Here is a 13,713-nt window from a genome sequence, read left to right on the forward strand (position 1 = left end):
GATCAGCTGGTGGGAATCAAATAGCGCGAGTCTCCATCAGACCCAGGGCGCTTCAAATCGCCGCTCGAGCGCAGTTATCTCTGAGTCGGTGCGTCGGAAGCTGGAGACGCTTTAAAGGTCCAAGCCTCGCTTATGATGCCGAGGTTCGGGTCTTCTCCAGCCAATCGCACTAGTCGAGCAACGCGCGGAACCTCAAATGCGGTGAGGGGTTCCGCGGTTGCTTCGACGTATATTTCGACCCTTCTGCCACGTTGGTTCTGCTTCGCCCAGTGAAGGACTTCGTCGAAGCTATGGGCTTCCGAGAGCACGTACGCATCAAGATTGAACGCAGCGTCTTGAGACGGGCGACTCCAGAAGTTCACTCGATAGTTTGGGCTGTCATCGACACTGTCTGGTTCAGCGTGGACCGTGCCAATAATACGCATGTCTGATTCTCAATTCATGTATGCCTATGGGACAAGATCGTTCCGGATGAAGGTCACCGTAACTGTTGTCCCTTCGGTTGAGGTGCTGTCTACGGGTGCCGAATTGACGCCGCCACAAGCGACAGACGTGATGTTGCCATACTGAGAGTGGGATGCGGGCCCAACAAGTTCATATCCCGCAGGTACTGTGATGAAGCCTTTCGCCCATCCTCGGAATTGGCCAGGCCCTTCACTACACGAAACTCCCCTATTTGTCTGGAGCCAACTCGTAGCGGGTTTGCTTTTCGGCGTTGCCGCCCATTCTGTCCCATTTGGGCTGACACGAATCAACGAATAGATCAGCCTGAGCTGTGCAGCGTTTGCCGTACATTGAATTTTGGCGACGCCATTTATAGTGCCGGTGAAATGCGTTGAGGCATGGATATTCTGCACAGTGAGGGTACCTCTCACGTGCGTTGCCATCGTGTCGAGCTGATCCGCACTTGGCTGTGGCCCCTGAGATTCAAGGACTACTAGTTCAGCATTATCTGACGTTAAGACTGTTGTGGCGCCCGCTGAGCTGAGATTGGCAGCCTCGGGTTCTGCCGGAACAGCTGGTCCCCCGACCAGCCCGATGCCAACGGAGAGCATTGCTGCCACCGACGCAAGATTGAATATTTTCCCAGGTATCTTCATTGTGTCGCGTCCTTGCGTCTCAATTCATGGTGATAGAAATTTAGCATGTTCATAGCAAAGTTTGAACTGGCGGTCATCTGGCCTAACGAAAGGCCGCACAGCGTTTCCTGGGGCCTGCTGTAGGAATAGGGGACAGTTCTAGTTAGGCCGCGAGGGCCAGGTTCTTGTTCATGATGGTCTCGAACTCGATGGGCGTCAAACGGCCCAAGCGGGCCTGTCGACGGCCCCGGTCAACTCGCCTAGTGCTCCCAGCTGCGCAAGTTCGTTCGAACTTGCGCCCGGCACCCATTGGGCTGGCACAGGCCGGCCCTGCGTTCGAGATTTCACTCAGCTCAGGACACGATCAATCCGTTGCTCCGAGCTCTATACTCGCTGCAGGTCGGAGTGGGATGAGAAGTTCATTACATTCAGCTCTGCCGAAAGACGATACGAATGCCGGACGTTGAAGATCTCGCGTTGAATGAATCACCGGCCTTCAACCTATAGTCGTCAGCGCGATACACCTGGATCACGAGTACCCGTTGAGCGTGAAATCCGCACGTCATTAGCGATCTCCGTTGTAGTGGAACAGCTCGTCGCTTTCGCGAACCTCCGCCCAAGGGATCAGCCTGTAGCCGGCTGTTGTGTCAGTCATTGTCATGCCTTCTCTCAATGGTGGTGACGTCTTGACTCACCTATCGGCGGCCGGCACCGGGCACGAAATGGCCGGCGATGCCCGAGGGGGCAAGGATGTGGGCGTCAGCATCTCCAAACGCGACGAGCACGGACGGTGCGCCCGCGCCACGATTTGACTCGCACACTGCTCCAGTATTGCCTCCAGTGCGGGACAACTGCTCATTAAAGCCCGATCGCGGAGCCACTGGCCCACACCGCCAAACCTGCGTCTCGCTTCATGTTCACTGCAACTGTGCGGGCGGCCACGGCAACGCGCGGGTAGGTCTCAAGCCGATAACAGAGGTCGTCCAGGCCTGGCTTTAGCAGCCTGACTAGGTGAAACTATGCTCATGACACCGACCTTGAGCATAGAGTTCAAATGCAAGAATTGTGTTCAGACCGGAGCCAACGAACGGTCGCGGCGGCCCGGTGGAAGGACTTTGGGCAAAGGTGCGGCCGCGACCGCCGCACAGAGCCTCTCGAACGGGTTGCTAGCGACATCGACTCCTATCACCATCATCACCTCGGTCCGGGAGCCGAGGGTGTTCCAGCCCTGGGGCAACAATGCGTCGAACCGCGCGCATTTACGCGTCGCTGAGGTATCCGCCGACGCAGGACTGAGCGCATGAATCGGCGTGCGGCATTGGCCGCACTCGCATCGCTGACGGTGGGGGTTCTGGCCCTGTCAGGCTGCGCTGGTGACGCCGCGCCGGTCGAGTCGTCGCAACCCCCATCAGCCGTGGCGACCGAGTTTTCCCCTCCAGAACCGACCAAGACGGAAGCGGAGACGGCCGCTGAGAAACCAGACCTCTGCGCTGGCATCAAAGGAGTTGAGGGTGTGCACGGCTACCCTGAAGACCGGGTCGGCGGATATATCCAATACGAAATGCGTGACATTGGCTCAATCGAGTATGCGACGGGCGAGACAGTCGTTGACGACGAGGGCCAGCCCGCAGCATACATCGTCGCTGAGGGCGACGCGCTTCACGGCATTGCTGACCGCTTCTGCACCGAGGCGTTCTACGTCGAAATGCTCAACTCGATCCGCCGGACCTCAAGCTACACAGGCACTCCCGGATTCAGCGGGGTGTTCCAGCTGTATCCCGGCGACACAATCAACCTGAACCGCTTCACCATCGCAACGGTTGGTGACGAGAACGGCGTCGTCTATGACTACACGCCCGACATCCCAATCCCACCACAGCAATAGTCACCATCCAGTCAGGAAATGCCCCACGCCGACAGCCGACACGGTGCCATTCAGCTTCGACGGAAAGGACCATTCTTAATGAAGCATCACGACCTGCCAGAAAACTGGAATAGTTACGACGGTCACGTCGCCGAATACAATGCCGCGGCATCGCATCTCGGACTAGAGCTCCCCGACGGTGAGAGCCTGCCACCCCTTCCAGAAGTGGAGCCCGACCCCGGAATCTATGAAGCCGGTTCCGGGGACGTACGAGTCCTGTTCGCCTGGCTGCACATCGTGGAGTGCGCCGCCGTGCGTGCACACCACTCGGGCGACGACGTGGAATCCCAGCGTTGGACCGAAGTCGCCGCCAAATTCATGGAGACCGACACGTTCGCTAAACACAACGACCACACCGCCCCCATCACATGGTTCGATTCCGTGATCGTTCCCGCACGCGCGGGGAACTTCGGACCGATGGCGCAGGAGACCGGACTTGAAGATGCAGCAGGAAGGAACTAACTATGGTTGATTACCCAAACCTCCAAGGAGACATGCCAAGACCGCCAGGGGACGGTTACCGTGAAGGCGGATTGCAACAATACAACACCACATTTCGGTACCACTCGGGTGGCCTAGCGGGATTCACGCTACAGAGCATCATCGGGCTCGCCTCGAGTCTGTACCCTGAGACGGGCGACTTGCCCAACGCCGGGGTCAACCTCGGGCTGCGTCGACCCGACTGGACCCAGGCCACCTATGTGAAGTACGCCACGGGTCAGCGCGGCCGCCGCAACTTTGTGAATCTGATCCCCGCGGGCAGCTACGCAATGAACGCACGACTGCGAATCAGCGGTGGCTACCCATGGAACGGTTCTCTCAGATTTAAGGGCACGCTCCATCTGAGTCTCGGCTGGCCCAACTAGCCTTGTGGCCGGCTAATCTCTAACCGGTCCGTCATTTGCTACCTGGTGCGAGGAACCCGTCACGATGACGAGGGCCCAGTCGACCTCGAAGCCTAGGTATTCGCCATGCGGATGATCAACGCCACAGTACCTGTGATCTGGACAAGGACTGAAGCCACGCTGAACCAGATGAACATGAACCGCGGGCGCCATTGACGGGTTACCTGCGTGACGAACGTATCAAGAAACAACGCAAGGATCGGGGTGGCCCAGTAGGCTGCGACGAAGTAGTTGCATCGCAGTCCGGTTGAACACGCCTGGCCCTGTGGGCCATCGCCCATCCACCCGATTTCTCGGATTTCGATTCCTAGCCCTGCTTGCCAGAACCACCACAAAGCGCAGGGGATGGCGAGGATCATCGCAAGAAAGACCAGCGTGCCGAGATACGGATACTCGCCAGGCTGCAGTCGTCGAAGTCGGTGCAATGTAAACGCCGTCGCCACCAACCCAAGAACATGTACGACCGACTTCATCGGCAACAATACATAGAGATCAGGGTGAACGACAGAGTCATCCCAAACTGGTAATGGAGTGTGCGGAAAGGGGATGACCGTGGCCAGAGTCGTAAGCACGAGCGTCAGAATCACGGCCACAGCCGAGCCCCAATGCCATGAGGCCGGCAACCGCATCTTCATCACGAACGCAAGCTCCAATCAGCCTGGGCACCGACCAACGCATCCGCGAAAGCACGTGCGCAGGCATTAACCTCAGTTGCCCTCACCGAAGCGTTTGGATACGGATGCTCATCGTGAGTCTTACCAGGGCGGCGGTATCCGTCATATAGTCCGCCCACGGCAACGTGGGGGATGTCAGCGCGGAGGATGGCCTCCGCAGTCTCCACGGCCACCGCGTGCGACCCAAAGCGACTTGCTAGGAACGCCTTGGCGATCCACCCCGGGTCATCGTTTGTACCAACCAGGATCCGGCGCACCACCTCAGATAGTGGTGGAGGGTCAGCCTGTCTGAGATCTGTTGCCATGAGGTACCCAACGCAATCAGCCCGCAGGTCGGCTTCGCCGAAGGTTTCTCCGACTCCAGCTGGGGCACCAATCTTGCTCCGCATGTACGTGTAAGCGTCGTCGGCTGTGCCGCTCAGTCTTGCTTTCTCGTAGTCTGCCCATGCTGTCGCCAAATCCCCCGCCCACGCGCCAAAATCAACGAGGCCCCATGTACTCCCGACTGGCGTACCGAGATGCACGTACGCGCGTGCAACAACTGCGGCGTGCGGAACATCTCCCAAAACCGAAATCACGCTCCCATCAGCAGTCTCGCCGAACACGCTCCCTTGCAGAGTCGGATACTCGTCCCTTACAAGTTGTTCAAACTGCTCGTAGCGGTAGATTTCTTGAGAGTCTGCAGACACAGTCGGTGGCGGACAAAATACTGTATCCCAGGCAACGTTCATCAGATCATGACCTGCTTGTTTGCCATAATGGAAGCGGTGAATGTCGTAGAGAATGAAGTTGGCGGCCAACTCATTAGTCGTTCCGCTGACACTTTCAGCGAGGTCTTGTAAGGTCGTGAATTTCCACCAAACGTTCTCGTCGTAGCCGGTCACAGCGGTGTCGTTGTACTCGCGTGGGGTTCGAGTGAGCGCACTGTTGTTCAGCGAGTCCGCGTTTGGCGACATTGCGACGCGGTCAATCTCGATGAGACCGGCTCCGGTCCCGATGGTTGCCGTTTTGATCTGGTCGTACATCCAGTCAGATGGAAGCCCGAATCCGAGATTGCCGCTCCATCCCGTAGACATGTCGGCTACAAATGATCCAGCAGTGATGCCCTCTTCAGAGAGCCTTGCGCACACATTCCTCGTACCGTAGACCCCCAAGCGCAGGGGAAGAGTCCGGGAGCGGTCCATGGCCAGTCGTGCCGCCTTGAAGTGCGGTATCACAATTGCGGATATCTCTTCGTCGAGGGGATCGTAATCAACTGATAAGAAGATGATCGTGTTCCCAGGAATGCCAAGCGCACGTGCTCGGGTGGCGATCCGCATGCCTTGACCTTTGCCGAGTTCAGGCGAGAACCAGTCGGCACTGTTGTTCCACTCTTGGTAGATGGGAAACCATCGGAGTCCAGCCACTTGAAGGATCGCGGGCTCATTGTGCATGAGCCTCTTGGTCGTTCCGTTGATATACCGTCCGACGACCCTGAATCCGTTGGTGTACAACGTTGTTGCTCGAGCAGAGTCAATTTGCGTGGCGGTGTCGGCGCCGGTAACAGGTCGGTCGGGGTCTCCTGTGCTTACGAGGAGGGCGGCCCAAGTGGCGTAGTTCGTACCGGAACTCACAGGAAGCGCGACGAACTGCTGAAACTGCTGCATATGCGTTTGTGTGGCCGAGTCGAGGGCACCATTGAGGGGCACCGTGGTGTGCCCGCTAAGGATGAGAGCCGATTGGAATACGGAGATAAGTCGGCGTGCGCCGTCGACGCTGCCGGCAGGAAGTGTGCCGTAATCTCGAACTCCCTGTTGTGTCCCGGGACCGAAGTTGGCGTTGGCAACGCCGTCGGCCATGCCTATTTCGTATTGCACCGCAAACAGTAATCCCGTCTGCACCTGCCTCGTGTAGACGCCGTCACATGGCACCAGTGGAAAGTCTCGCCTGGAATGGTATCGCCCATTGAGCCATTGCTGGACGCCTCGCACTGACTCGTCGCCGCCAAACAGCAATGTGTACGCGTCCATTGACAGCAGACTTGCCATGACTTTGACAGTGGTGCCTCCCCCCTCGTCAATACCGAGGTCGATACGAATCTGACGGATCGCGTTTTCGACGTCGTCTGTGTAGTTCAGGAATTGGGGATAGTCGGGCTCGAGATATCCCGAGTAGTAGCCTTTGCACCATAGGGCCATGCGCAGGATCCCGATGATGTTTGGGTGCGACTGCGCCGTAGCGGCACTCACGCTGCCAATCTGTGCTTGGTACTCATTTCTCGTTCCGGGTCCGAAGGCGTCTGACGGCTGGCTGATCCCTAACTCGAGTTGCATCGCACGCGTCATGGAATACATCGTCGGCCAGCCAGTTCTACCGTCGCCAGGCGTGGGGGTGTAACCGAATCTCCCGCCATATGTGTCGTCGAGCCACTCTTGCATCATGGCGATCCAGGCGTCCATTAGATCTCCTCGCCCAATGCGATATCCGTACCGCGTAGGGACGAAGCCCGCGCAGAAACTGATTCCAGTTGTTCAGGACCGGTGCGATTGTTAGCATGATGCTCGTCCAGGAGAATTTCCGCGGTTGCCGAGACTGCCCCACTCGGATGCGCAGGCAGCACTGCCTCTGGCCACCCAATTGACCAAGCGATTGCTTCTCCAGACGCAATCGCAGGCAACTGCACTGTCGATGTCCGCTCGTTGCCCGCGACAGTGTGCTGGGCGAGTAGCGCAACTGACGCCTCGTCGGTGAACTGCGGCTCACCGGTGTACCGGGCGTCAGAACGCACCTGTAACACATGGCCTTCACTGGAAGCATATGGGCCCTCATTCTGCACGCGCGACAGCAAGGGTGCCCGGTAATAGAGCGAGCCGTCTGCGCTTGACGAGACCACATCCCAAGCAGAATGCAGCAGCAGCGCCGAGGGCGCCACGCCCTCAACGACTTCGTGCGTAAGTAGACTGCTCGACCAATTGTCTACCGAGCCATCAAAGCCAATTCCATCAACAGAAATCGCTGGTTTGTGGGTGCCCTCCACGGAATCGTTCGGAAACGCAACCGACGATCGCAAGGGCACAAGGATCCGAATCGTGTCCGAGGCCGAGGCACCCAGCGGCACCTCGAATCTCATGCGACGTACGTGGCCAGCGAGCGAGTCACTCAGTGGTGGTACGGTGTGGAACACTCCTGCACGTGCGAGCACGAGGCGATCTGACACAGTAAAGATTCTGCCATCAAACTCGATTGCAACACGCAAAATCGTGAGATCCGAGCAAGACAGGTCGATAGCTTGCGCAACATCCCACACGGTTCGCAGCGCGAACGAAGTGTCGTAGAACGCAACCGAGGTGTGGCTCTCTACGGAACCACCATGTAGTGCCACGGCGGGTACGTGGATTGGCTGAGCATTGCCTGTAGCAACTGCTTGGGCATGCGTAGTTGGGGCAAAGAGCGAGACCGACACTGCTGCCACCGCACTACCGAGCAGTGCGCGCCTACTGATCCCCTCTCCGGAGAACCGAGCTGACGGTGAAGGACTATTCATTTGCGATTCCCTTTTTGCTCGACCGTGTTGCATTGATGCAATACGAAGCCTGCGATCGTATCCGGATGCTGGGCATCTGCCGCACCGGTTTGCGCTTTGCATGCGCCCAGTTCATCGGTTAGCTGAGACACATCTGCGCCCTTCGACCCAGCCTCAACCGCGATCTCCTGTTGCTAACAACGTGAGTCATGTCGCATCAAATCTTGAAGCGACCCAGAGATACGCAAAGCATTAGTCGAGGCATCCGATGGGAAGAGTCTTTGCGCATGTCCTCATAATTTCCGCCTGCTTCATCAGGTGCAACGGAAACCGCCTAATGTGACCTGATCGTTACCTGTAGACATAGATCTCGAGTTCATGTCTTGGGCGGCAGCATGGTTGGAGACTATGCGGTGACATCCGAGGGGTAGTTGAAGATGACAGCCGCGACCTGCTCGAAGCACGGTGACTGCGAGACTCTGGTCGACGACAATTCCTGCTCATCGACCGGGATAGAGCCTGACGTGAGACTGACAGAGACGAGTCCAGTCAGAAGTGTTGCGCCCCCTTTCAAGCCGAGAGACACGCCCTCCACCTCCACGCGTTCATCGGGGAGCATCGCCCGCGTGGCCTCTCCGATTTCGTTCTCAACCTCCGTTCTTTCCCTCGGTGAAATTCCCAGAGTATGTCAGGAGAGTTTTGGTCTTCTCTACTACATCGGTGGCTCTCCTATGGATCGATGTCTAGGTCTGACCCACATATCGGCGGCGGCGGAGAGCTCGGATGGCACCTGCGGCTTCACACGCGAAGTGCGCGGCGGCGGCTGCCCCTGGTGCTGCGGCGACGATCTGCACGCGTGCACCCCAGACGTCGTCGGCGTGAGCGGCGGCCATCCACACAACGAGGCAGGCGACAGTGATGCACAGGGCGATCACGAACACACCATTTTGTGTGCCTCCGTGGGCCAGGCGCACAAGCGCACGCACCAACACCTCAGTGGTGACGAGAGCCAGCGCGATGATGCCCAGCGCCACAAAGACGTACGCGGCCACGCCCCACCAGTCAGCCGGCGAAGCTACTGCAATGACGGACACAGGCAGAACGAACGCCATCGCAGCGGCCGTCATCACCAGAACGTCGCGCCACATCGAGTGCTGCCGGCGCCGAAATCTAGAGCTCATGCACCACCTATCGGCGGCGATCCTCAACGTCCTACGATGAGACCGTGGAAGACGACCCGCTCAGCTCCATCACGCCACCGGTGTGTGACACCTGCGGCACCGTCAGCGAGCAACCAATCTGCACCGCCTGCCAGAGGGACGCGTCCAGCGCGCCGAAGCACACTACGGCCCCTCAATCCGCCACAGGACCGATAACTCGACCGTTCATCGTTCGCAGATCGACACGAAGATCACTGCGAATCTGCATCACACTGTTGCGCAGGGACCTGACATCGCTCGGTGTCGCAGCGGTCGTGCACGATCGCCCGTCTGTGCCAGTGATGCGCCAATGACCGCTCCCGGGCCGAAGCTCACACTGTAGACCTGCGTGCCGAGCCCTCTCCAGTAACTCGTCCACCGTCTCCGGGAAACCATGCCGTTCACTGCCGCCACTGCCAGCAGAGCGCTTGCCCCACGACCGCGCAGGCGGATACCGACGGTCAGCGTCCTCAGCACGGAACACCGACAGCACGATCGAATCTGCAGCGCCGACCAGCACGCCGACGTCACCGCGAACCTGCACCCACGCCGTGCTGTCAGCGGTCATGCGCCGAGACTGCGGCGAATCCCTGGCCTCCAACACCTGCTGCCGACTGAATTGCAGCACCCTGGCCCACTCAACAGCAGCGGGCACAGCGTCCGCGGTCGTCAGCGCGGAAGCCTGCGGCGCCCTCGGCGGCATCATCGTCGGTTTCGGGCGCGACACGTCACCATCGACATCGATCGCGGCCAGAGCAATGGTGTGCTCGCCCCCGGAAGCGATCGCTGCGATCAACGACAGCACAGCCTCCGCATCGAGCGTGGCCACGGCGCCACCCGCCGAGACCAGCACACCCTCCGCACTGTGCGTGAAGTGGACTTCCACGGCGGTCACCGTCAGCTCCTCGGGGCTTCCAGCGCCGACAGCGGCGGCACAGTGCCAACCTCATAAGCCTGCGCAATCCAGCCAGTGGTGTGCTCGTACACCGTGCGTCCATCCGGGAGGACAATGTGCATCCCGAACTCCTGCTCGAACTCAGCAATGCCCGATTCAACAGCCTCGAGCTTCGCCTTCACCACCAGTGCAAGGGCGCGCCAACGTTGCCGCACTGCCTGCTCGTACTTCGACGCCCTTGCCGTGGCACTTGCCGACTTTCCAGTCGGTGTCAGACGGAACTCGGCCGAGTCCTGGTCCGGCAGCGGTAACACGAACCGCACCTGCCGATCGTGCATCACGAAACCGGCCATCGCGACGCCTCGCTTCGTCGCATAGGCGAACTCATCGGCGCCGTATCGCCCAAGCGTCCGCTCAATCTCGGCTCGGCTTCGGTCCGACGATACGTCGGTGCTCTTCGCGTAAGTGTTCATCGCAGATCCTCATTGTGGAGGCCCGCCTCAGCAGTTGACCGGTGCGTCACTGCGACGGCGGACACAGTATCTGCTTCACATATCGGTGGCGACACGGGCCGCCGCCGGCGATGCTCATGATTCACGAAGACCGATCCTCCCGGGCAAAGCCATGCGCTCCGTGCCCGCCAACTCATCTGGTCCTCATCTGCCACGAATCGCCGGCTAACCCCATGTAGAAAAATGCGGTGTCGCAACTGCAAGGATTCCAGTAGGATTCAGGCCCTATTACCTCCGGCTCGAAAGCAAGTCAACCAGTCATGAGTAACGCCACTCCAACGTGCATTCTCTGCGCTAGCCGGGACCTCACGCGAGCACACTTCGTTCCACGCGCGATCCGGACTGTCCTCCCTGACCAGGCTCGCAGCGTCTCAATGTTCAGCGAGTTCAATACCGTTGAGCCACAACCTGTCATCGAGATCGTCGACCAGTCATCCGGACGGGGCCCCTTCGACAGCCAGCCCCGGGTGCTCTGCGGGGACTGCAACAGCTCGTGGATGACAAAGCACGAAGATATCGCAGGACCAGCCCTTGCGGAGATGATTACTTCACCTCATCCCACTGCCGCCACCGAAGAGCAGTGCTACGCCATTGCTGCGTGGGCTGTTGCAGCTCTGTTCATCCGTTCGAGGATGTCGAAGGACTTGCCCCGTATCCGTCCCGAGATCATGAAGCGGTTCCGAACTGATGGCTTGGAGCAAGCAGGAGCGAGTGTTGCAGTGCTTCGACTTGCCAATACTCGCGCCGTCTTCCCGGGCGATGCCGTGGGGTCCACTTATATCTCCGACGTGGATGAGCCTGATCGAAGTGTGCTCGGTCTCTTCTTTTTCCAGTCAATCGTGGTTGCAGTTGGCATTGGGAAATTCACCAATTATGTGGAAAAAGCGGGCATTGCATTCAATAATGCGGCCCTGGCTGCTTGGCCCCAGTGCACCACCACCACGGTTCCACAGCCAGCAGCGGAAGTGAGCGACCGAGTTCTTGTTGAAGCCTTCGGGCTAGAGGGATTCTCGCGCTCAACCTTCGTTGCGCCAAACCATGTACGAGGCACGAGTAAGCGCGCCGTCATCCGAGTCCCGGAAGCGCTCGCTGCCAACGAAATCACAATCGACCAGCAGCTCATCATTGCTACGCATGCGTTCCCACAGGTGATCGCGAAGCAACTGAGTCGGTGCTTTCGTTAAAGGGTTCGGATGGCCATGGTAGCTGCCCCCGATATGCGGTCTTCGTCATCAAGTGACAGTGCGGCCCACGCGAATGCTCCAGTGGAAGCGTTCATCGCAGATCCTCATTGTGGAGGCCCGCCTCAGCAGTTGACCGGTGCGTCACTGCGACGGCGGACACAGTATCTGCTTCACGTATCGGCGGCGACACGGGCCGCCGCCGGGGAGCATCGCCGGCGGCGGCGCAAACGCCGTGAGATCTTCTCTAGCTTGCTTCGGTTGCGTCGTACCCGTGACGAACTACCGTGTTGCCGTTCTCTTCCTTGAACGAGGTGCGGTCATCCACGAGCTTGCTCAGGTAATGGAACTGGCTCACGTCATCAGCTTCGGTTACTTCGCTGTGGGTGAGCTTATTCTTCCAGAGGAAGTGATCAGTGGAGTCTGACACGACAACATCCAGAAACAGGAAAAGTCGTTCCGAACCGATGACATTGGGGTATCCAGGGAACCAGTCTTCCTGAATCAGCTCTTGGAAGATTGTCACAGACTCCACAGTCTGCTCACCATCGAACATGGACGAGGCGGCATCGTAAGCCTCCTCAAATGTCAGGCTCGTGAAGGACTTGAGGGCGTCCTCAAGCTGTGCGAGAGACACAGGGTACTCACGGCACAGGTGACGATTCACAACTGGCGTCGGAATCACAATGTCGGAAATGATAGTTGAGGTCATAGTGTGAGCCTTGCACGCACCGCTGACGCGCGCCAGGGCATCGTCCTATTCGGACGCTCCGATGAAGAGTGCCCACCCGATCTGCTTCGGGTTCTCCCGAGGCTTCAGCCTCCGGCCCACTTCCACTTCGATCTTCACTCGCATACGCTTCACCGTGCGACGGACTGTCTCAGCCTCCGCCACGATCGACGCGTCATTGAACGTCAACGAATCATCACGCAGCAACTGCGTCAGCCGCTTCGACGCTGCCGGCTTGGTCGCAAAGTGCTCCACGAGCCTGCCGGCCTGCAGACGGAACTTCTTGTCTGCCTCGGGCTTCATGCGTTGCACATCCCACTGACCGACGGAGAACGATCCGCGGCCACTGCGAATCAGCGACGGGTCCTTCATGCCAGAGTGCTCAGCGAGCGTGTGCAGCATGTCAACGGACAACCACATTCCATGCTCGGGAAGGTTCAGCGGAAAGCCGTACCCGCGCCCGCGCAACTGATCAACAGTCTCGACTGAAACGTCAACGGTGAGCGTGTGCGTCGTCGTCTCCGACCACCGCTCGGTGTCCTCGAACAACGGACGAGCGAACGTCTCCCACTTGCGCACGTCATTAGGCAGATCGCCGGACTGGTGCTCGAGCATCGACTCGGTCACCGGACCGCCACGCACGCCCGCAAAGCTCGTCGTGGAGATCGTCCGGTTGTAGGCCACGTAGCCGTGCTCAGCACGAGCCTGGTCGTACATGTCGTCAAACGCATCCCGCGCGGACTTCTGCGTCTCCACGGTCTCGATGCTGAATACTGCGCCCAGAGTGATCGGCTCCCTGCCAGTGTGTGTGTACCCGTCCTATCGGGGGCCACCAAACCGGTTAGAAGGCGTCGAGATCAGGGGCGCTGAGTTCGTGCACGCGCTTGGCGTAGTGGCGATACGACTGCTCGACAGCGAACGCGGGGAAGGCAACCGAGAGAATGCCGAACTGATCAAGGCCGACCCTGCAGCTGGTGGATCGCTGCGCTACAAGCTATACGGAGCCTTCTCCGCTTAAGGCAATCCCCGCCACGGTCATCTCGTCGTCGCGGAGGCTTGGGGTGTGACACTTCTTGTAGACAGTCGTTACCAGGAAGGCACGACAGAGACTC

The 13,713-nt window shown here is 59.0% G+C and carries 12 protein-coding genes; 4 read left to right on the forward strand and 8 right to left on the reverse strand.

Translation table 11 applies throughout. The annotated features are described in order from the left end of the window. The first annotated feature begins 2,379 nt into the window (after positions 1-2,379). The 3 genes from CZ674_RS13885 to CZ674_RS01410 all read left to right on the forward strand — a co-directional run bounded on the left by CZ674_RS13885 (position 2,380) and on the right by CZ674_RS01410 (position 3,869). Complete coding sequence (locus tag CZ674_RS13885; protein ID WP_143244584.1) at positions 2,380-2,964, forward strand: hypothetical protein; 585 nt, start codon at positions 2,380-2,382, stop codon at positions 2,962-2,964. A gap of 78 nt (positions 2,965-3,042) precedes the next feature. Beyond that, positions 3,043-3,465 carry a hypothetical protein gene (locus tag CZ674_RS01405; RefSeq protein WP_143244585.1) on the forward strand — a complete coding sequence of 141 codons (423 nt, stop codon included), beginning with the start codon at positions 3,043-3,045 and terminating at the stop codon, positions 3,463-3,465. Positions 3,466-3,467: 2 nt separating this feature from the next. Then, a complete protein-coding gene (locus tag CZ674_RS01410; RefSeq protein WP_086990540.1) occupies positions 3,468-3,869 on the forward strand; it encodes a hypothetical protein in 402 nt (133 codons plus the stop codon). 92 nt (positions 3,870-3,961) lie between these two features. Here CZ674_RS01410 and CZ674_RS01415 read toward each other — a convergent pair whose 3' ends face one another. From CZ674_RS01415 to CZ674_RS01440, 6 genes are all read right to left on the reverse strand, one after another. Further along, entirely contained in the window at positions 3,962-4,495 is a 534-nt protein-coding gene (locus CZ674_RS01415) for a hypothetical protein (RefSeq protein ID WP_234988368.1), read from the reverse strand. Between the two features lie 47 nt (positions 4,496-4,542). Further along, positions 4,543-7,020, reverse strand: coding sequence for a glycoside hydrolase domain-containing protein (locus CZ674_RS01420; RefSeq protein WP_086990545.1), 2,478 nt, complete (start codon positions 7,018-7,020; stop codon positions 4,543-4,545). Continuing rightward, the gene (locus tag CZ674_RS13890; RefSeq protein ID WP_159456858.1) at positions 7,020-8,024 is read right to left on the reverse strand and encodes a hypothetical protein; all 1,005 of its coding nucleotides are present in this window, start codon (positions 8,022-8,024) and stop codon (positions 7,020-7,022) included. Before CZ674_RS13890 ends, CZ674_RS01420 begins: the two co-directional genes overlap by 1 nt. A gap of 803 nt (positions 8,025-8,827) precedes the next feature. Then, complete coding sequence (locus CZ674_RS01430) at positions 8,828-9,265, reverse strand: hypothetical protein (protein WP_143244587.1); 438 nt, start codon at positions 9,263-9,265, stop codon at positions 8,828-8,830. A gap of 172 nt (positions 9,266-9,437) precedes the next feature. Beyond that, entirely contained in the window at positions 9,438-10,178 is a 741-nt protein-coding gene (locus tag CZ674_RS01435) for a hypothetical protein (RefSeq protein ID WP_086990550.1), read from the reverse strand. Between the two features lie 2 nt (positions 10,179-10,180). Then, entirely contained in the window at positions 10,181-10,651 is a 471-nt protein-coding gene (locus CZ674_RS01440) for a hypothetical protein (protein ID WP_086990552.1), read from the reverse strand. A gap of 536 nt (positions 10,652-11,187) precedes the next feature. On the opposite strand from CZ674_RS01440, the gene CZ674_RS01445 reads away from it, so the two are divergent. Continuing rightward, the gene (locus CZ674_RS01445; protein ID WP_143244588.1) at positions 11,188-11,874 is read left to right on the forward strand and encodes a hypothetical protein; all 687 of its coding nucleotides are present in this window, start codon (positions 11,188-11,190) and stop codon (positions 11,872-11,874) included. Between the two features lie 244 nt (positions 11,875-12,118). On the opposite strand, the gene CZ674_RS01450 is transcribed toward CZ674_RS01445, so the two are convergent. Continuing rightward, positions 12,119-12,583 (reverse strand): hypothetical protein, encoded by a 465-nt coding sequence (locus tag CZ674_RS01450; protein ID WP_086990556.1) that lies wholly within the window; start codon positions 12,581-12,583, stop codon positions 12,119-12,121. Positions 12,584-12,628: 45 nt separating this feature from the next. Next, the gene (locus tag CZ674_RS01455) at positions 12,629-13,357 is read right to left on the reverse strand and encodes a hypothetical protein (protein WP_086990558.1); all 729 of its coding nucleotides are present in this window, start codon (positions 13,355-13,357) and stop codon (positions 12,629-12,631) included. Positions 13,358-13,713: the final 356 nt, after the last annotated feature.

Source organism: Agrococcus casei LMG 22410, from assembly GCF_900163565.1.
Classification (GTDB): domain Bacteria; phylum Actinomycetota; class Actinomycetes; order Actinomycetales; family Microbacteriaceae; genus Agrococcus; species Agrococcus casei.

Excerpts from the sequence above, each read along its gene's own strand:
- CZ674_RS01410 (WP_086990540.1), top strand. The coding sequence starts at position 3,468 with ATGGTTGATTACCCAAACCTCCAAGGAGACATGCCAAGACCGCCAGGG.
- CZ674_RS01440 (WP_086990552.1), bottom strand. The coding sequence starts at position 10,651 with ATGAACACTTACGCGAAGAGCACCGACGTATCGTCGGACCGAAGCCGA.
- CZ674_RS01445 (WP_143244588.1), top strand. The coding sequence starts at position 11,188 with ATGACAAAGCACGAAGATATCGCAGGACCAGCCCTTGCGGAGATGATT.
- CZ674_RS01450 (WP_086990556.1), bottom strand. The coding sequence starts at position 12,583 with ATGACCTCAACTATCATTTCCGACATTGTGATTCCGACGCCAGTTGTG.
- CZ674_RS13885 (WP_143244584.1), top strand. The coding sequence starts at position 2,380 with ATGAATCGGCGTGCGGCATTGGCCGCACTCGCATCGCTGACGGTGGGG.
- CZ674_RS01420 (WP_086990545.1), bottom strand. The coding sequence starts at position 7,020 with ATGGACGCCTGGATCGCCATGATGCAAGAGTGGCTCGACGACACATAT.
- CZ674_RS01405 (WP_143244585.1), top strand. The coding sequence starts at position 3,043 with ATGAAGCATCACGACCTGCCAGAAAACTGGAATAGTTACGACGGTCAC.
- CZ674_RS01430 (WP_143244587.1), bottom strand. The coding sequence starts at position 9,265 with ATGAGCTCTAGATTTCGGCGCCGGCAGCACTCGATGTGGCGCGACGTT.